The 21,782-nt window shown below is 66.6% G+C and carries 20 protein-coding genes; 3 read left to right on the top strand and 17 right to left on the bottom strand.

Annotated features, from left to right (window positions below; translation table 11 throughout):
* Position 1: 1 nt before the first annotated feature.
* The 8 genes from RAMLITH_RS18450 to RAMLITH_RS18415 all read right to left on the bottom strand — a co-directional run bounded on the left by RAMLITH_RS18450 (position 2) and on the right by RAMLITH_RS18415 (position 9,651).
* Positions 2-991 (bottom strand): tripartite tricarboxylate transporter substrate-binding protein, encoded by a 990-nt coding sequence (locus tag RAMLITH_RS18450; RefSeq protein ID WP_168108913.1) that lies wholly within the window; start codon positions 989-991, stop codon positions 2-4.
* Between the two features lie 125 nt (positions 992-1,116).
* The gene (locus tag RAMLITH_RS18445) at positions 1,117-2,364 is read right to left on the bottom strand and encodes a phenylacetate--CoA ligase family protein (protein WP_168108912.1); all 1,248 of its coding nucleotides are present in this window, start codon (positions 2,362-2,364) and stop codon (positions 1,117-1,119) included.
* A 68-nt stretch (positions 2,365-2,432) separates the two neighbouring features.
* Positions 2,433-3,242 (bottom strand): ABC transporter ATP-binding protein, encoded by an 810-nt coding sequence (locus RAMLITH_RS18440; protein WP_168108911.1) that lies wholly within the window; start codon positions 3,240-3,242, stop codon positions 2,433-2,435.
* 138 nt (positions 3,243-3,380) lie between these two features.
* Positions 3,381-4,700, bottom strand: a complete 1,320-nt coding sequence (locus RAMLITH_RS18435) for an ABC transporter substrate-binding protein (protein ID WP_168108910.1) — start codon at positions 4,698-4,700, stop codon at positions 3,381-3,383.
* A 60-nt stretch (positions 4,701-4,760) separates the two neighbouring features.
* Positions 4,761-5,837, bottom strand: a complete 1,077-nt coding sequence (locus RAMLITH_RS18430) for a branched-chain amino acid ABC transporter permease (protein WP_168108909.1) — start codon at positions 5,835-5,837, stop codon at positions 4,761-4,763.
* Positions 5,838-5,846: 9 nt separating this feature from the next.
* Positions 5,847-6,776 carry a branched-chain amino acid ABC transporter permease gene (locus RAMLITH_RS18425; protein ID WP_168108908.1) on the bottom strand — a complete coding sequence of 310 codons (930 nt, stop codon included), beginning with the start codon at positions 6,774-6,776 and terminating at the stop codon, positions 5,847-5,849.
* A 9-nt stretch (positions 6,777-6,785) separates the two neighbouring features.
* Positions 6,786-7,541: an ABC transporter ATP-binding protein gene (locus RAMLITH_RS18420; RefSeq protein WP_238344281.1), complete on the bottom strand. Its 756-nt coding sequence runs from the start codon at positions 7,539-7,541 to the stop codon at positions 6,786-6,788.
* A gap of 163 nt (positions 7,542-7,704) precedes the next feature.
* Positions 7,705-9,651: an AMP-dependent synthetase/ligase gene (locus tag RAMLITH_RS18415; protein ID WP_168108907.1), complete on the bottom strand. Its 1,947-nt coding sequence runs from the start codon at positions 9,649-9,651 to the stop codon at positions 7,705-7,707.
* A gap of 172 nt (positions 9,652-9,823) precedes the next feature.
* Between RAMLITH_RS18415 and RAMLITH_RS18410 the strand changes: the two genes are divergently transcribed.
* From RAMLITH_RS18410 to RAMLITH_RS18400, 3 genes are all read left to right on the top strand, one after another.
* Complete coding sequence (locus tag RAMLITH_RS18410) at positions 9,824-10,543, top strand: Crp/Fnr family transcriptional regulator (RefSeq protein WP_168108906.1); 720 nt, start codon at positions 9,824-9,826, stop codon at positions 10,541-10,543.
* Positions 10,544-10,548: 5 nt separating this feature from the next.
* Positions 10,549-11,322, top strand: a complete 774-nt coding sequence (locus tag RAMLITH_RS18405; RefSeq protein ID WP_168108905.1) for a pseudouridine synthase — start codon at positions 10,549-10,551, stop codon at positions 11,320-11,322.
* 221 nt (positions 11,323-11,543) lie between these two features.
* Positions 11,544-12,083 carry a hypothetical protein gene (locus RAMLITH_RS18400; RefSeq protein ID WP_168108904.1) on the top strand — a complete coding sequence of 180 codons (540 nt, stop codon included), beginning with the start codon at positions 11,544-11,546 and terminating at the stop codon, positions 12,081-12,083.
* 18 nt (positions 12,084-12,101) lie between these two features.
* Here RAMLITH_RS18400 and RAMLITH_RS26210 read toward each other — a convergent pair whose 3' ends face one another.
* The 9 genes from RAMLITH_RS26210 to RAMLITH_RS18355 form a co-directional block, all read right to left on the bottom strand.
* Positions 12,102-14,576, bottom strand: a complete 2,475-nt coding sequence (locus RAMLITH_RS26210; RefSeq protein ID WP_168108903.1) for a fimbria/pilus outer membrane usher protein — start codon at positions 14,574-14,576, stop codon at positions 12,102-12,104.
* Positions 14,573-15,331, bottom strand: a complete 759-nt coding sequence (locus RAMLITH_RS18390; RefSeq protein ID WP_168108902.1) for a fimbrial biogenesis chaperone — start codon at positions 15,329-15,331, stop codon at positions 14,573-14,575. The genes RAMLITH_RS26210 and RAMLITH_RS18390 overlap by 4 nt, the downstream gene beginning before the upstream one ends.
* Before the next feature lie 35 nt (positions 15,332-15,366).
* Complete coding sequence (locus tag RAMLITH_RS18385) at positions 15,367-15,783, bottom strand: spore coat protein U domain-containing protein (protein ID WP_168108901.1); 417 nt, start codon at positions 15,781-15,783, stop codon at positions 15,367-15,369.
* 133 nt (positions 15,784-15,916) lie between these two features.
* On the bottom strand, positions 15,917-16,381 hold the full coding sequence (locus RAMLITH_RS18380) for a Csu type fimbrial protein (RefSeq protein ID WP_168108900.1): 465 nt from the start codon (positions 16,379-16,381) through the stop codon (positions 15,917-15,919).
* Positions 16,382-16,635: 254 nt separating this feature from the next.
* Entirely contained in the window at positions 16,636-17,508 is an 873-nt protein-coding gene (locus RAMLITH_RS18375; RefSeq protein ID WP_168108899.1) for a spore coat protein U domain-containing protein, read from the bottom strand.
* Entirely contained in the window at positions 17,505-19,775 is a 2,271-nt protein-coding gene (locus RAMLITH_RS18370) for a fimbria/pilus outer membrane usher protein (protein WP_168108898.1), read from the bottom strand. The genes RAMLITH_RS18375 and RAMLITH_RS18370 overlap by 4 nt, the downstream gene beginning before the upstream one ends.
* Before the next feature lie 94 nt (positions 19,776-19,869).
* Entirely contained in the window at positions 19,870-20,625 is a 756-nt protein-coding gene (locus RAMLITH_RS18365; protein ID WP_238344278.1) for a fimbrial biogenesis chaperone, read from the bottom strand.
* A 5-nt stretch (positions 20,626-20,630) separates the two neighbouring features.
* Complete coding sequence (locus RAMLITH_RS18360; RefSeq protein WP_168108896.1) at positions 20,631-21,209, bottom strand: hypothetical protein; 579 nt, start codon at positions 21,207-21,209, stop codon at positions 20,631-20,633.
* Between the two features lie 34 nt (positions 21,210-21,243).
* The gene (locus RAMLITH_RS18355) at positions 21,244-21,723 is read right to left on the bottom strand and encodes a spore coat protein U domain-containing protein (protein WP_168108895.1); all 480 of its coding nucleotides are present in this window, start codon (positions 21,721-21,723) and stop codon (positions 21,244-21,246) included.
* Positions 21,724-21,782: the final 59 nt, after the last annotated feature.

The following is a 21,782-nucleotide window of genomic DNA, read 5'->3' as shown; positions in this document are numbered from 1 at the left end:
GTCAGTCCGCGTAGACGCCCGCCTTCTTGATGACCGGGCCCCACTTGGCGATCTCGGCGGCCACGAATTTCTTGTGTTCCGCCGGTTCCAGGCGCTTGTCGGTCACCACGATGGCGCCCAGGCCCTCCTGCTTCTTGATGAACTCGGGGTCCTTCAGGGCGACCTTCAGCGCGTCGTTCAGCTTCTTGACCGTCGCTGCCGGCGTGCCCTTTGGCGCATACATGCCGTGCCAGATCGTCACTTCGAAGTTCTTCATGCCGACCTCCTGCAGGGTCGGCAGGTCCTTCAGCGCCGGGGTCGACAGGCGCTTGGCCGTCGTCACGGCGAAGGCCTTGACCTTCTTGGCCTCGATCTGGCCGCTGGTGTTGGTCGTCTGGTCGCACATCAGGTCGACCTGGCCGCCCAGCAGGTCGGTCATGGCCGGGCCGGTGCCCTTGTAAGGCACGGTGGTCATGTCGAACTGCATCGCCTCCATGAACATCAGGCCGCACAGGTGCGACGCGGCGCCGAGGCCGGCGTTCGCGAGGTTGACCTTGCCCTTGTTGGCGTTCATCCAGGTGCGCAGCTCGGCGAAATTGTTCGCCGGCAGCGTGGACCGGCCGATGACCGTCATCGGGACGTCGTTGACCATGCCGAGGAACTCGAAGTCGTCCATCGTCTTGTAAGGCAGGTTGCGATACAGCGCCGGCTGGGTCGACATGCCGATATGGTGCAGCAGGACCGTGTGGCCGTCCGGCTGCGCCTTGGCCACCTTGTTCGCGCCGATCGTGCCGCCGGCGCCGGCTGCGTTCTCGACCACCACGGTGGCGCCGAGCGGCTTGCGCAGGGCTTCCGCCAGGTCGCGGGCGACGCGGTCGGTCGGGCCGCCGGCCGCGAACGGCACGACGATCGAGACGACCTTGTCCTTGACCGGGAAGTCGGCGGCGTGCGCGCCGACCGTGGCGACAGCGGCCAGCGCCACGGGCGCCAGGGTCTTGAGCAACGGATTCATGGGGGCTCCTTTTTCAGATGACGGTTGATGCTAAGGTAGTGTTGCCGCCCGGTCATCAAGGGAAGTACTTACAAACACCCCCGGGAAAGCCCCAGGAAGGGCTCGTGCATGGGCACTATTCCACGCTATTTGTAGCTGCGTGCGTCCTCGATCACCTTGCCGTCGTTCGGCAACGTGCCCGGCGGCACCAGTTCGACCGATCCACGCAGCTTGGTCACGTCCCGGATCGCCTCGGCGATGCGCGCGTCCAGACCCTGCGGTGCGCCGGCGCTCTCCACCTTCAGCGTCATGACGTCGTTGGCCATTTCCCCGCTGACGACGAGGCGGGCCTTCTTCACCTCCGGAAAACGCCGCGCGATGTCGGCCACCTGCGCCGGGTGCACGAACATGCCGCGGATCTTCGTGGTCTGGTCGGCCCGCCCCATCCAGCCCTTGATGCGCATGTTCGTGCGCCCCGTCGGGCAGCTTCCGGGCAGCAGGGCGGACAGATCGCCCGTCCCGAACCGCACCAGCGGATAGTCGGGGTTCAGCGTGGTCGCCACCACTTCGCCCACCTCGCCGGCCGCGACCGGGTCGCCGGTGCCGGGACGGACGATCTCGACGATCACGCTTTCGTCCACCACGAGGCCCTGGCGCGACTCGGTTTCGTACCCGATCAGGCCGAGGTCGGCCGTGGCGTAGCTCTGGTAGACGGTGACGCCACGCTGCGCGAACCAGTCGACCAGCGTCGGCGGCAGCGCCTCGCCGCCGGTCATGCCCTTGCGCAGGCTCGAGATGTCGCTGCCAGCTTCCTGGGCCTTCTCGATCAGGATCCGCAGGAAACTGGGCGTGCCGGTGTATGCCTGTGGCCGCAGCTCCGCGATGGCCTGCAACTGCTGTTCCGTCTGGCCGACGCCGGCCGGGAACACGGTGCAGCCGACGGCGTGCGCGCCCGACTCCATCATGAATGCGCCCGGGGTCATGTGATAGCTGAAGGCGTTGTGGACCAGGTCGCCGGCGCGGAAGCCCGCCGCGAACAGCGCCCGCCCGATCCGCCAGTAGTCGCGCGCCGCGCTGTCCGGTTCGTAGATCGGACCGGGCGACGAGAAGATGCGGGGCATGCCGGGGCCGCGCCGCAGCGCGGCAAAACCGCCGAAAGGATCCGCCGGCCGGCTGGCCTTCTGCCGCTCCAGCAACTCGGGCTTGCGTGTCACCGGCAGGCGTGCGAGCGCATCACGCGTGGTGACGGCGGCGGCGTCGACGCCTTGCAGGATCTGGGCGAAAGCGCTGCTGGTCCGCTGCGCGTGAGCCACCTGGCGCGGCAGGGCGGCGAGCAGTTGCGCTTCCCGCTGGGCTGGGTCGCGCGTTTCGAGCGCGTCGTAGTACGAGGTCATGAGGGGCTCCGGGAAACGATGGGGGTCCGGTGGGCTGTGCCGGGGACCGCAGCCCGCCGGCTGCGCGTTCAGGCGAGCCAGCGCTTGCGCCGCTTGTAGCTCTTGACGTCGCGGAAGCTCTTGCGCTCGCCGCCGCCAACGCCGAGGTAGAACTCCTTGACGTCCTCGTTGGTCGCAAGCTCGGAGGCGGGCCCGTCCATCACGACCCGGCCGCTCTCCATGATGTAGCCGTAGTCGGAGTACTGCAGCGCCATGTTGGTGTTCTGCTCCGCCAGGAGGAAAGTGACGCGCTCCTTGGTGTTCAGGTCCTTCACGATGCCGAACACTTCCTCGACGATCTGCGGCGCCAGGCCCATCGAGGGCTCGTCCAGCAGCACGATGCTGGGGCTGGCCATCAGGGCCCGCCCGATCGCGCACATCTGCTGCTCGCCGCCGGACGTGTAGGCCGCCTGCGAGGCGCGCCGCGTCTTCAGGCGCGGGAAGTAGGCGTAGACCTTCTCGAGGTTCGCCGCCACTTCCGCCTTGTTCTTGCGGGTGTAGGCGCCGGTCAGCAGGTTCTCCTCGATCGTCAGGTGCGCGAAGCAGTGGCGCCCTTCCATGACCTGGACGACGCCACGCTGCACCAGGTCAGAGGGCGACAGGTTCTCGATGCGCTCGCCGCGCAGCTCGATCGAGCCCTTGGTCACCTCGCCGCGCTCGCCCTTGAGCAGGTTCGAGACGGCACGCAGGGTGGTGGTCTTGCCGGCGCCGTTGCCGCCGAGGATCGCCACGATGCCGCCTTCGGGCACCTGCAGCGACACGCCCTTGAGCACGAGGATCACGTGGTTGTAGATCACCTCGATGCCGTTGACGTTCAGGACGATGTTCTTTGGGTCCATGGGTTCTCTTTCACCAATCGGCAGGAGCGCGGGCGCCCCTGTCGATTGGCGCCTCCTCGGAGGCGCTGCCCCTCCCGCCTGGCGGGAGGGGACGGGGAGGGTGCTGTCAATCCGCGGCGGCGCCGCGGATTGCCGACCTCAGGATTGGCAATCCTGCGGCGTGCGCCGCTGCAGCTTCTTCTCGGTGGCGTACTTGTCGGCGGTCTGCTTGACCAGCGGCTTGAGCACCTGTTCGTCAGCCTGCAGCCAGTCGGACGTGAACTTCCACTGCTTGCCGTCCCAGGTGTGGATGCGGGCCCAGTTCGAGCCCAGGTGGTCCATGCACGAGGTGCTGATCGGGCGCATGACGCCCTTGAAGCCCAGTGCGTCGAGCTTGGCCTGCGTGAGGTTCAGGTTCTCGAGGCCCCAGCGCACCTGCTCGCCGCTCATCCACTTGCCCTTGCCGAAGCGCTCCTGCGCCGCACGCACGCCCTCGACGCCCATCATGGCGCTCATCAGGCCCCGCATGTACAGCACGCTGCCGACTTCTTCCTTCGGCCCGGTGCCCTGGCCCTTGGCATGCAGCTTGTCCAGCACCTCCTTGACCACCGCTGCCTGCGGTTCGGCGCCGTGCTGCATCGCGATCGCGTTGTAGCCCTTCGCCCCCTCGCCGACGTCCTTGACGTCGGGCTCGGCACCGGACCACCAGACGCCGTACATCTTGTCGCGCGGATAACCGGTGGCCTGCGCTTCCTTCAGCGAGGTGGAGTTCATCACGCCCCAGCCCCACAGCAGCACGTAGTCGGGACGCGCCTGTCTGATCTGCAGCCAGGTGGCCTTCTGCTCCACGCCGGGGTGAGCGACCGGCAGCAGCTGCAAGTCGAAGCCGTGCATCTTGCTGCGCTCCTGCAGCAGCGCGATCGGCTCCTTGCCGTACGGGCTGTCGTGATAGACCAGCGAGATCTTCTTGCCCTTGAGCTTGTCGAGGCCGCCTTCCTTCTTGCCGATGTACTGCACCAGCACGTCGGCAGCCAGCCAGTAGGTGCCGGCCAGGGGGAAGTTCCACTTGAACACGCCGCCGTCCTGGCTCTCGCTGCGGCCGTAGCCCGCCGTGATCAGCGGGATCTTGTCGCCCGGCGCCTTGTCGGTCAGGGCGAACGTGATGCCGGTCGACAGCGGCTGGAACAGCGTGGCGCCGCCGTGCTTGCCTTTCAGCCGCTCGTAGCACTCGACACCGCGGGCCGTGTCGTAGCCGGTCTCGCATTCCTCGAAGATGATCTTGACGCCGTTGATGCCGCCGCGGGCGTTCACCAGCTTGAGGTAGTCGAGATAACCGTTGGCCCAGGGCACGCCGTTGGGGGCGTAAGGGCCGGTCCGGTAGGGCAGGGCGGGAAAGAACTGCTCCTTCGGCTGGGCGATCGCCGCCGTGGCGGCCACCGCCGCCAGGCACGTGGCGAGAGCAAGGTTGCGCAATTTCATGACGTCTCCTCTAGTTGGGGCACTTGCGGTGCCGGGTTGCCTGAAAACAGACTCTTTCGCTCAATGGGGGAACGGCCACAGCCGCAGCTTCTGCTTGCCCGTGGACCACAGCTTGGCCAGGCCGTGTGGCTCGACGATCAGGAACCACACGATCAGCGCGCCGAAGATCATCAGTTCGGCATGCGAGATGCCGGCGGTGGAAATCTCGATGCCGAACCAGCCGAGCAACACCGGCAGGAACTGGTTCAGCCCGATCGGCAGCAGCACGATGAAAGCGGCGCCGAAGAAGCTGCCCATGATCGAGCCGAGGCCGCCGATGATCACCATGAACAGCAGCCGGAACGACTGGTCGACCGAGAAGGCGGCGGGCTCCCAGGCACCGAGGTAGACGAAGCCCCACAGCGCGCCGGCGACGCCGACGATGAAGGAACTGACCGCGAAGGCCGTGAGTTTCGCGTACATCGGCCGGATGCCGATCACGGCGGCTGCCACGTCCATGTCGCGGATCGCCATCCATTCCCGTCCCATGGCGCTGCGCACGAGGTTCTTCGCGAGCAGGCCCATCACCACCAGGATGCTCAGGCACAGCAGGTACTTGCTCACGGGCGAATCGATCGGCATGCCGAGCACCTGCATGCCGGACACGGAAACCGAGCCGGACGGCGCATAGTTGGTGAACCACTTGATGCGCAGGAACATCCAGTCGGAGAAGAACTGGGCCGCCAGCGTCGCGACGGCGAGGTACAGGCCCTTCACGCGCAGGCTCGGCAGACCGAAGATCACGCCGAAGACGGTGGCGCACAGGCCACCGACCAGCAGCGCCGGCAGCAGCGGCATGTTCGGGATGCGGGTGAAGAAGTTGTACGCGCCATAGGCCCCTACCGCCATGAACGCGCCGGAACCCAGCGAGATCTGCCCGCAGTACCCCACCAGGATGTTCACGCCGAGTGCGGCGAGCGACATGATCAGGAAGGGCACCAGCAGGGCGCGAAACGTGTAGTCGCTGGCGATCCCCGGCACCACCACGAAGGCGAAGAGCAGTGCCGCGGCGATGAACAGGCGGTCCTGCGTGATCGGGAAGATCTGCTGGTCGGCGCGATAGGTCGTCTTGAACTGGCCGTTTTCTCTGTAAAGCATGGCGGCTCCTCAGACCCTGTCGATGATTTTCTCGCCGAACAATCCCTGCGGGCGCACCAGCAGGAACAGCAGCGCGAGCACGTACGCGAACCAGATCTCGATGCCGCCGCCGACGTACGGGCCGAGGAAGACCTCCGATACCTTTTCGCCGACGCCGATGATCAGGCCGCCGATGATGGCGCCCGGCACCGAGGTGAGCCCGCCCAGGATCACCACCGGCAGCGCCCGCATGGCCACGGTCGCGAGCGAGAACTGCACGCCCAGCTTGCTGCCCCAGATGATCCCGGCAACCAGCGCCACGACGCCGGCCACGCACCAGACGATGACCCAGATGCGGTTCAGCGGGATGCCGATCGACTGCGCGGCCTGGTGGTCGTCCGCCACCGCGCGCAGGGCGCGGCCCGTTCCGGTCTTCTGGAAGAACAGGCTGAGGAGCAACACCAGCAGCGCGGCCACCACGGCCGCGACCATGTCCTCCTTGTTCAGGAGGATGCCACCCTGGAAGACGCTCTCGAACGCCATGACCGGGTCCTTGGGCATGCCGACGTCGATCTTGTAGATGTCGCTGCCGAAGATCGTCTGGCCGAGCCCGTCCATGAAGTAGGCGATGCCCAGCGTCGCCATCAACAGGGTGGCGCCTTCCTGGTTCACGAGGTGCCGCAGCACTAGCCGCTCCACCAGCCACGCCACGACGAACATGACGGCGCCGGCGAGGATCACGGCGATGGCGGTGACGACGAAGATGTTCTCGACGCCGATCCAGCCGGGAAGCCACTCGGCGAAGCGCGCCATGGCCAGCGCCGCGAACAGCACCATGGCGCCCTGCGCGAAATTGAAGACGCCGGACGCCTTGAAGATCAGCACGAACCCCAGCGCGACGAGCGAGTACAGCATCCCCGCCATGAGGCCGCCGAATACCGTTTCCAGAAAGAATCCCATGACGTTTCCTCAGTGCGACGTGCCCAGATAGGCCTTGATCACGTCCGGGTTGTCGCGGACTTCGGCGGGCGTTCCGTCGCCGATCTTGCGGCCGTAATCGAGCACCACCACGCGGTCGCTGATGTCCATGACGACGCCCATGTCGTGCTCGATCAGCACCACCGTGGTCCCGAACTCGTCGTTGACGTCCAGCACGAAGCGGCACATGTCCTGCTTCTCCTCGACGTTCATGCCGGCCATCGGCTCGTCCAGCAGCAGCAGTTGCGGCTCCATCGCGAGCGCGCGTCCGAGGTCGACCCGCTTCTGCAGTCCGTACGGCAGCTGGCCCACGGGCGTCTTGCGGTACGGCTGGATCTCGAGGAAGTCGATGATGTGCTCGACGAACTCGCGGTGCCGGATCTCCTCGCGCTCCGCCGGGCCGATGCGCAGCGCCTGCAGGAACAGGTTGCTCTTGATGCGCAGGTTGCGCCCCGTCATGATGTTGTCGAGGACGCTCATGCCCTTGAACAGGGCCAGGTTCTGGAACGTGCGCGCGACGCCCATGGTCGCCACCTGGTGGCTGTTCATGTGCCGGAACGTCCGGCCACGGAACGTGATCGAGCCTTCCTGCGGCTGGTAGACGCCGTTGATGCAATTGAGCATCGAGCTCTTGCCGGCGCCGTTGGGGCCGATGATGGCGCGGATCTCGTGCTCCCTCACGTCGAAGGAGATGTCCGACAGCGCTTTCACGCCGCCGAAGCTGAGCGAGATGTTCTGCACGTCCATGATCACCTCGCCGGTGCGGCGGGCTGGGGCGATCGGCTGGTTGGCGCTCGTCTGCTCGACGAGTCGCGCCGCCATGTCCGGCGGCACGGCTTCGACGGGTTCCGAGCGCAAGGTGATGCTGCTCATTGGATCTCCTCGGCCCGGCTCTCGGGGCTGGCGTTTTTCATGCGGCGGCCTTCAGGGGCTCGAAGGTGCGGGTGTCGACCATGCGCAACGTGGCGCTCACGACGCCCGTGCGGCCGTCCTCGAACTTGACCTGCGTCTCGATGTGCTGCTCGGTCCTGCCTCCGTACAGCGCGTCGACCAGCACCGCGTACTTCTCGGCGATGAATCCGCGCCGGACCTTGTTGGTGCGGGTCAGCTCGCCGTCGTCGGCATCGAGTTCCTTGTGCAGGATCAGGAAGCGGCTGACCTGGGAGCCGGCCAGCCGCTCGTCGGCCGCGAGGTCGGCGTTCACCTTCTCGACGCATTCCTTGATCAGAGCGTAGACCTCGGGTTTCTGCGAGAGGTCCGGATAACCGGCGTATGGCAGGTTGCGCCGCTCCGCCCAGTTGCCGACGGCGTCGAAGTCGATGTTGATCATGACGCAAACCTGCTCGCGGCCGTCACCGTACGCGACCACTTCCTTGATGTAGGGGAAGAACTTCAGCTTGTTCTCGACGTACTTGGGCGCGAACATCGCGCCGTCGTTGACGCCGCCGCGGATGTGGCCCACGTCCTTGACGCGGTCGATGATCTTGAGGTGTCCATGCGCGTCGAGGAAGCCGGCGTCGCTGGTGTGATACCAGCCGTCGGCCGTCAGCACCTCGGCGGTCGCCTCGGGGTTCTTGTAGTACTCCTTGAGCAGGCCGCGCGAGCGAACCAGCACCTCGCCGTTCTCGGCCACCTTGATCTCCACGCCGGCGATCGGGATGCCGACCGTGTCGGGCTTGACCTGGTCGTCGGGCTGCAGGCAGACGAATACCGCGGTTTCGGTGGACCCGTACAGCTGCTTGAGGTTGACCCCGATGGAGCGATAGAAAGTGAACAGGTCCGGCCCGATCGCCTCGCCCGCCGTATACGCGACCCGGACGCGGGAGAAGCCCAGGTTGTTGCGCAGCGGCCCGTACACCAGCGCATTCCCCAGGGCGTACTGCACGCGCTGCAGCAAGCCGACGGGCTTGTGTTCCTTGAGCGCCGGCCCGACCTTGCGCGCGACCTCCATGAAATGGCCGAACATCTTGCGCTTGATCCAGCCGGCATCCTCCATGCGGATCGTCACGCTGGTGAGCAGCCCTTCGAAGATGCGGGGCGGAGCGAAATAGTAGGTCGGCCCGATTTCCTTCAGGTCGATGCTCACCGTGCTGGCCGACTCGGGGCAGTTGACCACGTAGCCGCAGGCGAGCCATTGGGCGTAGCTGAAGATGTTCTGGCCGATCCAGGCCGGAGGCAGGTACGCGAGCACCTCCTCGCGGTGCGTGAGCTTGTCGAAGTCGGCGCCGGCCCTGGCCCGGTCCAGCAGGCTGCGATGCGTGTGGACCACGCCCTTCGGGTTGCCGGTCGTCCCCGAGGTGAAGAACATGGCCGCCACGTCGTCGGACCGCGCCTTCTCGACCTCGCCGCGGAAGAACGCGGGATTCTGCCGGGCGAAGCCGCGGCCCGACTCGATCAGCTCGTCGAGCGGCGCCAGGCCGGGTTCGCTGTACTTGCGCAGGCCTCGGGGGTCGTCGTAGTAGATTCCTTGCAGCAGCGGGCACTGGCCGCGGATCTCCAGCAGCTTGTCGACCTGCTCCTGGTCCTCGGCGAACGCGAAGCGAACCTCGGCGTTGTTGATCGGGAAGACGCACTCGCCGCCGACGGCATCCTGGTACAGCGGGATCGGCACCGCGCCGAGCGCCTGCACGGCGAGCATCGTGGCGTACAGGCGGGGGCGATTGGCACCGATGACGACCAGGTGATCGCCCTCGACGAGCCCGGCGCCGTGCAGGCCGCACGCCACGTGCTCGACGAGCGTGGCCAGGTCGGACCAGGTGTGGGTCTGCCAGATGCCGTATTCCTTCTCGCGAATGGCGGGGTCCCCAGGCCGCTCCGCGGCGTGCTGGAGCAGCAGTCGCGGGAACGTCGTGTCCATGTGGTAGTCCTTGCTTGCTGGCTTGAGTCCAGCGCATACTAGGATTTACTTTGACGTCCTTTTGTCTTTGCGACGACATTCCTAGGGAATGTCCTCATAGGAGCTGCCCCGATGAGGACAGGCCGGCCGCCGCGGTTGGTCCGGCGGCCGGAAGCGATGCGAAGCGCGCGACATGAACACCGACCTGACCTTGCACCAGCGGCGCCGCGATCCCACGGCCCAGGAACTTGCCGGCGTCCCCTGGCTGAAGGTGCTCAGTCCCGACCACTGCGCCCGGGCCGTGTCGGAGCTGAAGGTGAGCGATGCGATGCCGGGCGACTACGTGTGTCGCGTGGGCCGGCCGGTCACGTACTGGTTCGGCGTCGTCGAGGGGTTGCTCAAGATGAGTACCGACAACGCGCAGGGGCAGACGATGACCTACACCGGCATGCCCCCGGGCGGATGGTTCGGCGAAGGCACGGCCCTCAAGCGCGAGAGCTACCGCTACAACATCCAGGCGCTGCGCCGCAGCATCGTCGCCGGCCTTCCGGTGGACACCTTCCACTGGCTGCTCGATCACTCCATCGGCTTCAACCGCTTCGTGATGAACCAGCTCAACGAGCGGCTGGCGCAATTCATCGCCGCCCGCGAGATCGACCGGCTCACGAACCCGGACGTGCGGGTCGCACGGAGCCTGGCGGCGCTGTTCAACCCGGTGCTCTATCCCGGCGTCGGCGAGGTGCTTCGCATCACGCAGCAGGAGCTGGCGTACCTGGTGGGTCTTTCGCGCCAGCGGGTGAACGAGGCGCTGGCGGCGTTGGAGGCGCAGTCGACCATCCGCGTGGAATACGGCGGCCTGCGCATCCTCGACCTGGACGCACTGCGTTCGAGCCTGTTCTCGCGGGTAGCATAGGCCCGATGCCCGAGTCCGCACCCGCACCGACCACCCGCCTCAACAAACGCCTGGCCGACCTGGGCCTGTGCTCGCGCCGCGAGGCCGACGACTGGATCGCCAAGGGTTGGGTGCGTGTCAACGGTCAGGTGGCGGCCATGGGCCTGCAGGTGGGCGCCGGCGACCGCATCGACGTCGATCCGAAGGCGCGCGGGCAGCAGAGCCAGCAGGTGACGATCCTGTTGCACAAGCCGGTGGGCTACGTCAGCGGCCAGGCGGAAGACGGCTACCAGCCGGCGGTGACGCTGGTGCAGCAGCGCACCCACTGGAGAGGCGATCCGTCGAAACAGCGCTTCGCGCCGCAGCAGCTGCGCGGGCTGGCGCCGGCCGGGCGCCTGGACATCGATTCCACCGGACTGCTGGTGCTGACGCAGGACGGCCGCATCGCGCGCCAGCTGATCGGAGAGGACAGCGGCGTCGAGAAGGAATACCTGGTGCGCGTGAGCTACGGCGCCGCGCTCACCGACGTGCAGTCCGCCTTCCCCGCCGCGCAACTGGCGCGGCTGCGGCATGGCCTCAGCCTGGACGGCAAGCCGCTCAAGCGAGCGCAAGTGGACTGGCAGAACCCCGAGCAGCTGCGGTTCGTCCTCACCGAGGGCAGGAAGCGCCAGATCCGCCGCATGTGCGAACTGGTGGGCCTGAAGGTCACCGGCCTGAAGCGCGTCCGCATCGGCCGCGTCTTGCTGGGTCAGCTGCCACTGGGGCAGTGGCGGTATCTGGGGGAGCACGAGGGCTTCTGAGGGCGGTTCTCAGTGATTCTCCTGTCGCCATCCGGCGCGCGGAAGAGTATGGTCCTGCATTTCGGCGGGGTACGCAGGCGCCAGACCAGGGGCCGGTCGAAAGGAGCCAGGAGTCAGCGAAATTCCTAAGGCGGACCGGCGCGTTTCTTATGCAATCCTGCGGCGAGGGTCTATTCTTCGTATGAATCCCTCATGCGGCAAAGCCGGAAAGGGAGGACGACATGAGATTCTTCTGGCAGCGCAATCAGGACGAGAAGAACGAAGCGCGCCATTCCGCGTTCGGCGCGTCTTCGTTCAATTCGTCTTCTTTCAGCGCGTCTTCCATGGCGCTGCTGATGGTGGCGCCCGTGGCGCCGGCCGTTGCCACCGAGCAGGCCCGGATGACCGTGTCGGCCACGGTGTTGAAGCACGCCAGCCTGAGGGTGCTCGCGCAACCGGCCGCTGTCGTCGTCACGCCTCAGGATGTCGCTCGGGGCTACGTGGACGTCAGTGCGCCGGCCCAGGTGGCGATCAAAAGCAACAGCCCGCGCGGCTACATGCTTGAATTTGCCAGCGAAGGGGACTTCATGCGGCAGATCCTCGTCAAGGGGCTGTCCAGTCAGCTGCAGCTGAGTCCCACCGGCGGCGCAGTGATGCAGCCCGCGAGTGCAACCGGCGTGACCCGGACGACCCTCGAGCTCGGTTTTCGCTTCATGCTGGCGGAAGGCGCGCGGCCCGGTACCTACGCCTGGCCGGTCCACCTGTCGGTGACGCCGATCTGACGGTCCAGGCGGCGGCGCTCACTGCGCCCGCCGGCAGATGACATCGCCCAATTCCACGAACGTTTCGTCCGACCGCGGGACGGTCAAGGTAAATGGGCAGTCGCGGCCGTTGAGCAGGACGGCGCCCGGGTAGGCCCCTGGCCCGATGTTCTCGAGGTAGAACTCGCCGCCGCGGCCGGTCGGAAACTTCAGCGGCTCGCCTGCCGCGGTGATCGTCGCCTCGCTGAATTCGACCGCACTTGCCGTACCGTCCGCCGCGGCCTTGATCCGGCCGCTGAGCGCCTGGATTTTCGTGACGGGGAAGTCGATGAGCGCTCCGCCATGACCAGGGGGCACCACGCGCTGCCTGGTGAAACGGATCGAATAGTCGATCGGGATGCTGTCGGGTGCGATGACGATGTCGTTGTTGTAGTAGGAGTTGAGCGTAGGTATGAACAGCGTGCCGTTGGCGCCGGTCTTCCCCATCGGCTGACCGTTCACTGCCACGGCGACGTCGGCCAGTTCGCCGACTTTCACGATCCCGAAACTGCCCGTCACCGGCCGCCCCAGGGCCAAGGCACCGCCGGCATATGCCATTCCGCCCGCCAGCGAAGCCCGATACTCGTTGGTCGCCGCCGAATCGCGGTCTCGGTGGCGGGCGTACTCGGCGCGCACGATCGCCGGGGCTGCGTTGTACTGCACCGTGGAGCGGCTGTCCCATCGTCGGGTGGCCGCATCGCTGGTGTGGCTCGCATCGAGCACATACCCCAGTCCCTCGCCGACCGGCTGGTTCCTGATGAGTTGCACATTGGCGGCCCGCCCGGACCGGCTGCCCTGATAGTTGGCTGCGACCGAATGGTCCTTGTCCAGATAGACGGTCAGCCGGAACGTGACCTCGGTACGAGGCTCCCGGTCCCGGATGCGGCTGAGGCTGGCCGACAGCGAAGCACGCCCCGGAAAGAGCGGCGCCGAGTAGCTCACGGTGGTGACGCGCTGGTTTCCGGCAACCGAGGTGAATGGCAGGAGCGGCGTGGCCGGAGCCAGGCTGCGGGCGCCGCGGAAGGCGCGGGTTGAATGGCTGAGGGACAGGGCAGCCGAGCCCGGCAGGTTGAAGCTGACGATGGCGCTGGCCTCATACCGCCTCGTGCTCAACGCGGGGGGGCTGCCCAGGGCGGCGTAGTCGCCCCAGTCGCGCCGGAGCGCCAGCCCCGTGCTCCACCGGCGGGCCAGATAGTTGTAGGCGACCGACGCCGCGCGGCCACGCGCTTCGTGCAGCCGGCTGGATGCGAGCGCGAGATTGACGACGCCGGCATTCCCGAGCACCACGGTGGCCAGCGGGCCCGCGTTGTGGAATCCGCGGGTGGCTTCGGCACGAAGGCCCAGCGTCACCGTGTCGCTGATTCCGTAGCGGTGGAACATGGCGGCGGCGGCCGGCCCGTAATCGCTGCTTGCCGTCCCGTAACGGCGCCTGAGCGCACCGGCGCTGTAGCTGTATTCATGCAGCCCCGTCTTCAGCGGCTGGTCGCTGAAATAGAACGAGTAGTCGAGCTGCTGCACGCGGCCGAACGCGTCGCGCAGCACCACTTGCACCGACCGCGCACCCCCGTAGCCGAGGATGTCGCGCAACTCGAACTCGCCGGGCCTGAGCTTCTCCACCCTGATGCGCTGCCCGTCGACATAGACCTCCAGATCACTCGGGAGGGCGACGGTGCCACTCACGGTCTGGGTCGGGAACTGCACGACGTAGGGGTTCAGGGCGAAGACCTTCGACACGCTGAGGCCGCCCATCGCCACGCCGCTGCTGATGTCGCGCGACGGCGTGAAGAAATCGCCGACGACCACCCGGCGCAGGTCGTCCAGGTCCTCGCGCGTGAGGCTGGTGTTCAGCCGAATCAGCCGGCGCTCGCCGAGCGCCGGTTGCATCGAAACTGCGTCCGTGAGAAACAGGAAGGAGCCGCTGTTCCATCCGAACTCGCCCGAAAAGGTCGTTGCGGCGGGGGCGCCGTCGCTCTTGACGTGATCCAGCGCGTAATTGAAGAAGGCGCTTGCTCCTTTCAGCGGCCTGCCGCGCAGCCAGCGGCCCTGATCGGCGTTGAGCGTCTGACTGGGGAGCAGCCGCGGGTCGGCGACGATGTCAAGAGTGAGCTTCTTCTGGTCGAAGCTGAACGACACGCCTCGCATGGACGTCAATGCGACGTGCGGCTCCCCGTCGAGGAGGGTCGCTGCGCGGGCGGGGTCCTTGAAGCCCATCGCCTTGAGATCCTGGAGCCGCACCAGGAAGTCGCCGCTCGCATCGCGCCGCACGAACAGGTCGCCCTTGTCCTCGGAATTCAGCGTGACCCTGGCGACAAGGTGCTCCGCCTGCGCCGCCTGCGCCGCAGCGGCGGTGCCGTCGTCCGGCCAGCAAGGGGCCTGCACCACCGACAGCAGGGCGGCCACGAATGAAGCGAAACCGAATGCGCGCGACCGTCGGCGACCCAACTCCTCGACGGGCTGGGGCCGGACGCTGGTCACGGACACATGGCTGGCGTCACGTCGATGGTGCGCGACGCGCCCGCCTTGTCCGTCTTGACGTCGATGACGATGCTCTTGATCCTGCCACACTGCTCCGCCGCGATGTTGGTCGAGAATGACTTGGTGGCTCCTGCCAGCAGGTATCGATCGGCCAGCGTGGTCGCATAGACCTGGCTGCCTGTCGCGTCCGCTCCCTTTACGTCGATGCCTCCGAGCACCTGGTGGCGGTTGCCCGTGTTGTGGGCCGAGAAAGTGAGCGCGCCCTTGGACAGCAGGATGGATCCGATCACGATGCTGTCCTGGGGCTTCACCGGGCTCATGAAAACCGGAGCCCCGAAACGCATCAGCACGCTCACCTGCGCGGTGCCCTTTTCACCCTGCTGCAGATTCCCCGGCAACTCCTCGATGAACACCCGGTAGGTCTTCTCTACCTGCAGCACGGTGTTGCGGGCGCCGATCCGGATGACGCCTTCCTCGCCCGGCTCCACCGAAAGCAGCCGCGGAAAGTAGATCAGGTCCTGGGTGTCCTGGTATTGGTCCTTGCCGGACTGGTCCTGGCTCCAGGCCACGGCCTGGATCTGGAAGGAGAGCTTCTCCTTCCCCTCGTTGCGCACCGCGATGGCGCCGCTCCTGACCGAAGGGCCGAGGTCGAGGCGTACCGGCTGCACCGCGAACTCCCCGCTGAAGGCGGAAGCGCCGGCGAGTGCCGCGGCACTGAGCAAGACCGTCGCGAAGCTCCTGAAGATCGATGCCATCGGCCGGGATCCAATCACCTGTGCGCTCGCGCGCTCTACGGAGTGACTGAAATCATAACCGTATCGGAGTAGTTGCCCGCCGGCGCGTCCGCGTAGGAGGTCCAGAGGATGACCCCGCTGAACGTGAATTGCGTGTACTTCGCGTTGCCCGGGCCGGCGATGCTGATCGGGATTCCGACCAGCGTGTACGGAATGAAGTCGGAACCGCTCGCGCCCCTGAGCCGCCGGCTCCCGCTGTAATTGCTGCCGCCGTCCGCATCGATGGTCATGGTGACGGCCTTGTCGCAGTCGCCGGCGCTGTCGGCAGTGAGGGTCGCCGGCGAAACGACCGCGCTGGCGTTCAATCCGCTGCTCGGGTCGAGCGCGCCGAAACTCATGGTGAGTCCCTTGGCCCTGAAACTGCAGGTCAAGTCCTTGGCCATGACGGGCGCCGCCATCGCGAGCAGTGCCATGGGCAGCAGCCAGGGCGCGAGTCGAGCCTTCAATCGTGGCCCCCGTGAATCCAAAGGCGTTTGGCAGACATCGTCGGGTCTGGGGCGTCCCCCGCGCCGGGCGGGATGCCCGGGCGGCGGGAATGCCGCGCCCTTACGGCGTCAGCGTGAGCGTCAGGGTCTTCGTGTAGGCGGCGCTGGCGACCGCGTCCTGCGCAGCGGCCTGCGCGATGTTGCCGTTGACCGTGAACGTCGTGGCAGCGGCCGCCGCGGAGAATCCGGTACCTGCCGACAGCGTACCGACGGCCGGCAGCGTGATGGAGAAGGCCAGGGTGTTCGTTCCATCGCTCATCGTGTCCGACAGCGCAGAGGCCGAGAGCGCCGTAGCGGCCGTTCCCTTGGTGCACTTGTAGGTGACGCTGGTGGAGGCGTTGACGCCGCCGGCGCCCACGCTTGACGGGTCGATCGGGCCGAACACCAGGTTCGGGATATTCGTCAGCTTGCACACGCCCGTGACGCTGGCGGTGACCACGAGGTTCTGCGTGTCGGCAAGGGCGAGGGACGAGGCCGAGACGAGCGCCACCAGAGCGGCGGTCTTGGCGATGCGATTCAGTGTCATTTCGATGCTCCTTGAGGGTGGTACTGCTTCGGTGCCAGGTACATGCCCAACTGGAAATGTATCAAAAGGCAACCGAAGGTTACTCCTTGGGTTTAGGAAAGCAACCTATGACGAGCGAATAATCGCGGTAATCTCTTTAAAATCAGCCGCTTCCGCAACTTTGTCACAGTTGGTTACGACGGCGGGCGATGTTACAGGTGATGGACGGGCGGCGAATCGTGTCCCCGGGGCGGGGCACCCCTGGGGGGCTCTGATCAGTAGGTGATCGTGATCTGCCGCGTCGCCGTGCCATTGCAGGTCCCGCTGGCGCAAGTGCCTGCCTGTCCCGCGGGCAGCGTCAGCACCAAGCCGAACGACTGCGGCAGGGTCCCCGTGCTCGAAGTGCCCGTGGTGGAGGGTGACCAGCCAGGAAACGTGAGCGCGTATGTGAGGCCGATCGGCGAAATGACGCCGGTCGTCTGATCCAGACTGAGGCTGACCTGCGTGCCCTTGCTGCAGGTCACCGATACGCTTTGCGAGGAATCCACCAGTGCCGTACTGCGGAAAGCCTGGTACGAGACGCTATAGGCGATCGGTGCCGCGCCGACGGAACAGTTCTTCGCAACCTCGGCCTCGGTCGTCACGGTTGTCGTGCCGAGCTGCTGACCCACGCTGTCGGTGAGCCGAAGCGTCGCCGTCAGCGTGTCCTGATAGGTGCCCGCGGCCTTGTCCTGCTGACCAGCGGGTGCGCGCATGTAGAAAGGCACGCTGACCGAGGCGGCCGTGACGCTGCCGGAGAAGGGAAGGACGGCCGTCGACCCGCCACTGACCCCGTCCATCCAGCGGATCGAACGGGCCGCATCGGTGTAGATGCCATAGGCGAGCGTGTCGGCGTAGGGCGGCGCCTTCGCCAAGGCCTGGGCGGTGGTCTGGTTCAAGCCCACCCACACCGTCCAGTTCTTGTCCTGTTTGGCCCTCGTGCAGTTGATGGTGAACGAGCCCTGCAGGTCCAGATGGCCGGCCGGATCGTACGCGCCCGCGATCGTCGGCGGCGCGGCCATGATCGTGCAGCTCAGTGCGGCGCGGGCCTCGCCATACATCAACGCACTCGCGACCAGAGCGGCCGCCCAAAGAACCTTGGGCATCATCGCTGTATTGCTCCTTGGCATGTCACCGGCCCCACGCGGGCCACCTCGTCGACGCTCCCCTCGGGCAGGTCGACATCCAACGCGCAACTTGCTCCCTTCCACGACAGCCGCAGTCGATTGCGCGCCCGAAGTCCCGTGATGTAGGCCTCGCCGCGCCGCCCCACGTAGAACTCTCGGGCCTCCTCGACGATGCGGACCGAGGCGCCGGTCGGTGCCGGCTGTCCGTCTTCGAGCATGACACGAATGACCGCGGCCCGCCCGCCGCGGACCGGGAACACCACGAGGGCCACGCTGCGCCACGCCGGCACGGCGGGCAGTTCGATGCTGTCGATTTCGGCAGTGATCGGCAGGTCGTTGGGATCGAGCCGGATCGGGTTGGACTGGTACGCGTTCAGGCGCGCAACCAGCGCATAGCCATCGGTATCGGTGCGCGTCGATACCTGTTGCCCCAGGCCGACGCCGACGCCGCGATAGCCTGGTACCCGCACCAGCGCCGCGCTCGAGTCGTGACGTGGCAAGGCATAGGCCTTGCCGCCGGTGTAGAGCAGCCCGCCGACCGATCCGAGTCGAAGATGGGTCTCGTCGCGGGTTGCGCTGACGTCCGCCGAAGCGATGCCGCCGGCGCCGAAGTGATAGAGGCTTCCCTCGGCCCGAGGCTCGTCCTGATAGCCGCCCAGAACCCGCCATGCGGTCCCGTAGGCGCCTTCCGGCGAGCGCGAAAAGCTGCTGTAGGTATCGAGCCGGCCGCCGCGCGACTGAGCTGAAACCACCGCCGCACTGCGCCTGGACAGGGGGATGTTGACCGAAACACCGAAGCTCGTCGCGGGGGCAGGGCCCATCGCCCGAGAAAGGCCGATGTTCAACTGCCAGTTGTCGCGCAACACAGTGGTGTAAGTGAGCGACGCCGTCGAAATGCGCGACAGGCCGTATGGGAACTGCATCGCCAGGCCGGCCCCGAGACGACCATAGGGGCCAAGGAAGAAGCCGGCCTGCGCTGCGAGCTCCAGCCGCGACGGCGCAGCGGATTCGGGCTCCGCGAGGTAGCGAAAGACGCGCGAACTCCCAGCCGCATTGACCAGTACGCTATTCGCCTTGCCGCGCCAATCCAGTCCGAGCGACCAACGCACTCCCTGTCCGAGGCGCTCGTCGCGGCTGGCGGCCAGTCCGCCGCGGGCCAGGTAGCTGCCGCCGAGCGCTGTCACTCCGGCCAGTCCCAGCGTGCTCCTGGTGCGGGACACTTCAGCGCGACCTTCGGCCGTGATTGTGGGCGTCAGCCCGCGCCGCCACATCCCGCTCGCGAATGCAGCCCCGTAGCGCGAACTGGAGCTTCCCAGGTCTTCCCTCAGCCGGCCGGCCTCGACGCTCCAATCGTTCAGCCCGGGAGCCAGGAGATCAGCTGAAATGAAGAAAGGCTGGGTGATGACTGTTTCGCGGCCCAGGATGTCGCGCACCACGACCGAGACGTCTCCGTTGCCGACGATGGCAGGCAGGGAGTCGATCGTGAACGGACCCGCAGGGATCCTGGCGGTCTGCCGGAGCACATCGTTCACGTACAGCTGGACGGTCGAAGGCGCCAGTGTCTGGCCCATGATCACGGGCAGGGGCTGCCGGTTCACCTGCGGCGCCAGGCCGAAGTTGCTGCCGACCTGGAAGCCGCCGAACAGCGTCGGGCGACCGAGATACCCGCTGCGGGTGGTTGCGTCCCCGGCATTGAACGTGAGGCCCTGCTCCGGGATGTCGCGCCGGAAGGTCGTTTCCAACCGCAGCAGCTTCGCGCGCGTTTCGGGAAGGCTGCTCACGAGGTCCCGGACGGCGAAGGAACTCGTGAACAGGCCCAGGGCGTTCGAATACCCCAACTCGCCCAGCATCCCCAGCGAGCGGTTGCCGTCGGCGTCCCGGAACTGGCTGTGGTTGTAGTTGATGTCGTAATTGAGGAAGACGCTCGGGACGACTGCGTCCCGGCGCAGCGACGCGGCCTCCTGGCGCTGTGCCCGGATGCCGGCGAATGCCTCGGCCGCAACATCCAGCCTGAGCGTGCCCTGGACTACGTCGACATGGACGTTCGCGCCCGGCAGGGACGAGATCGAGAAATAGGTTTGCCCCTTGTATTCCAGGGGCTCGCCCCGGACGGACCGCTGCACGCGCCACGAGTCGAATGCCTCGGGCGGCGCAAAGGACTGGCCGTTGCGCTCGACGATGGGCCAGATGCCGACCGGCGCGCCGTTCAGCAGGACTTCGAGGGGATAGACGCGAACTCTCGTTTCCACCGGGCCGGCGGATTGAGCCAGCGCGCCGGCCCCGACGAGTGTGACCGCCAGTGCCAGGAGTCGGAGCGTCTTTCTGACATGCCCGGTGCCGTCGCTAGTTGCCCAACATGACATCAAAGGACTGCACCGAGCCGTCATCCTGCGTCACGGCCAATCTCATCGGGCCCCTGAGGGCCGGACCGGCCGCAGGACGTTTTAACTGGAAATCCCGGCGGATCTTCGGGAGGATGTAGCCGCCGATCACGTCTTGCGAAAGCAGGACATCGCCGGAGGGCCCGCGAAAAGAAAAGTTGACGGGCTGTGCATACGCGCCGCCCTGGTTTTCACAGGAGGCGACGATCGTTTCCGCGTCGGCCGGTTTGGCATCGCAGAACAGGCGCTGCTTGGCGCCCGCGGGCGTGATGAATACCGGCAGCGAGAAGGCGAGCGTCACCTGGACCTGTACCCCTTCAGCGGCCTGGGCGGCTTCCGGTACTTCCCGCACGATCATCCGGTACGTGAGCTGCTCGCCGGGCGGGACGGGCTTCAGGTTCGCGAGGCGCAGTACTTGCCGGGACTTGGGCGCCATCTTGAGCAATGGCGGCGCCAGGATCAGGTCATCGGTCGGAACCAGCTCATCCGTGCCGTCAGGCTTCTGGGCCCACTGGAAGAGCTCGGCCTCCATGACCAGTTCGGTATCGCTTTCGTTCACCACCGTGATCGCTGTGGCACGCTCCCGAGCATGCATGTAGATGCGAACCGGGCTGACCGAGAAAGCCGCGGCCGATGCGGCGACCGGCGCCAGGGGCAAAACGACAGCAGCTGCGGCGAGCCCGACAGTCAGCCGGCTCATTCTCGAATCCGTCGTCATGGTGGTCACCAGAAAATGGTCAGTTCGACATGCTGAACATTATCTGTGGAAACCATTCGCCAGCTACTTATGTTTACACCACCGCTGTACAGGGCCACGCCTGGCCGCCCGGCGACCGACGGCAGCTCGCCAATCTGGCGGTACCCTGGCTCTTCGTCCGGTGAGCGGTAAAAGCCGTCCGACGGGAGCTCCGAAGGTGCGGCGGGTCCGGTATCGAAGAACAACGGAGTGGCCGGCTCGGTCGCGCCGGCGGGGCCGGGACGCACGTTCGGGAGCCTGGACGGGCCGAGTGGCGCGGTTCCCGCAAGCCCCCGGCTGGCCGTGATGACAGGGGGAATGAAGGGCGCCACCGCTGGTCCAAAGGTGCCTGCAGCGATTGGTGGATGCTGAGTCGCCGCGAGCACGGGGGGGACTACGACCGGAACGCCCGTCGGCAGGCCGCACGCCACGCTGATCGACGAGGGTTGAACCGTGGCGCCGCAAATTCCCGAGGCCGGGACGACGCTGACAACCAGGTCGAGCGACGGCCCCGCCACAGCACCGCTGGACAGCAGAGCCGTTGCGATCAGCGAAATGAAACGCAAGCCAGCGTGCACGGGTTCTCGTGAGTCCGGGTCGTCAGAACGTAAGCGTCATCTGCTTGGTGACGGGTGTAGTCGCGCCGGTGGTACCCGCCTGGCCGGCCGGAAAGCTGGCCTTGACCAGGAACGTTCCGGTACGGGGAGAACCGAGGTCGGTGATCAGCGCCCCGGCAGGAGCGGCCCCGGCCGCGCCACTGGTCCAGGCCGCGCTCAGCTGGAAGACGAGGCCACCAACGACCCCGAGTGCACCCCCGGCGAAATTGACCGAGGGCGTGCCCCCGCCGCGCGTGCACTGCACGCTGACGGTATCGTTGGGCTCGACCGGATCCGCCGAAAATGCAGGATAAACGGCGGTCAGGCTCACGGCTGTGGCGGTGGTGAACACGCAGGCGCTTGTCAGGTTCGCGTCGACAGTGACGTCCTTGGTGGCGGACAGCGGAGCAATGACCTGGGCGGACACGGTCGACGACATCACGAGCGTAGCCACCAGCAGCGGAAGAGCCTTAGGTAGTTTCATGCGACCCCCTTACGAAATATGGTTGAGCGGTGTTAGGTGGATTTCCTAAGCCCGAACTT

This window comes from Ramlibacter lithotrophicus, from assembly GCF_012184415.1.
In the GTDB taxonomy this organism is placed as follows: domain Bacteria; phylum Pseudomonadota; class Gammaproteobacteria; order Burkholderiales; family Burkholderiaceae_C; genus Ramlibacter; species Ramlibacter lithotrophicus.
This window is presented reverse-complemented; position numbering and strand designations above follow the sequence as displayed.

Coding starts and splice junctions, on each gene's coding strand:
- RAMLITH_RS18430 (WP_168108909.1), bottom strand. CDS start 5,837: ATGCTTTACAGAGAAAACGGCCAGTTCAAGACGACCTATCGCGCCGAC.
- RAMLITH_RS18380 (WP_168108900.1), bottom strand. CDS start 16,381: ATGACACTGAATCGCATCGCCAAGACCGCCGCTCTGGTGGCGCTCGTC.
- RAMLITH_RS18415 (WP_168108907.1), bottom strand. CDS start 9,651: ATGGACACGACGTTCCCGCGACTGCTGCTCCAGCACGCCGCGGAGCGG.
- RAMLITH_RS18390 (WP_168108902.1), bottom strand. CDS start 15,331: ATGGCATCGATCTTCAGGAGCTTCGCGACGGTCTTGCTCAGTGCCGCG.
- RAMLITH_RS18400 (WP_168108904.1), top strand. CDS start 11,544: ATGAGATTCTTCTGGCAGCGCAATCAGGACGAGAAGAACGAAGCGCGC.
- RAMLITH_RS18435 (WP_168108910.1), bottom strand. CDS start 4,700: ATGAAATTGCGCAACCTTGCTCTCGCCACGTGCCTGGCGGCGGTGGCC.
- RAMLITH_RS18375 (WP_168108899.1), bottom strand. CDS start 17,508: ATGATGCCCAAGGTTCTTTGGGCGGCCGCTCTGGTCGCGAGTGCGTTG.
- RAMLITH_RS18410 (WP_168108906.1), top strand. CDS start 9,824: ATGAACACCGACCTGACCTTGCACCAGCGGCGCCGCGATCCCACGGCC.
- RAMLITH_RS18365 (WP_238344278.1), bottom strand. CDS start 20,625: ATGACGACGGATTCGAGAATGAGCCGGCTGACTGTCGGGCTCGCCGCA.
- RAMLITH_RS18420 (WP_238344281.1), bottom strand. CDS start 7,541: ATGGACGTGCAGAACATCTCGCTCAGCTTCGGCGGCGTGAAAGCGCTG.
- RAMLITH_RS18355 (WP_168108895.1), bottom strand. CDS start 21,723: ATGAAACTACCTAAGGCTCTTCCGCTGCTGGTGGCTACGCTCGTGATG.
- RAMLITH_RS18405 (WP_168108905.1), top strand. CDS start 10,549: ATGCCCGAGTCCGCACCCGCACCGACCACCCGCCTCAACAAACGCCTG.
- RAMLITH_RS18450 (WP_168108913.1), bottom strand. CDS start 991: ATGAATCCGTTGCTCAAGACCCTGGCGCCCGTGGCGCTGGCCGCTGTC.
- RAMLITH_RS18385 (WP_168108901.1), bottom strand. CDS start 15,783: ATGGCACTGCTCGCGATGGCGGCGCCCGTCATGGCCAAGGACTTGACC.
- RAMLITH_RS18440 (WP_168108911.1), bottom strand. CDS start 3,242: ATGGACCCAAAGAACATCGTCCTGAACGTCAACGGCATCGAGGTGATC.
- RAMLITH_RS18445 (WP_168108912.1), bottom strand. CDS start 2,364: ATGACCTCGTACTACGACGCGCTCGAAACGCGCGACCCAGCCCAGCGG.
- RAMLITH_RS18425 (WP_168108908.1), bottom strand. CDS start 6,776: ATGGGATTCTTTCTGGAAACGGTATTCGGCGGCCTCATGGCGGGGATG.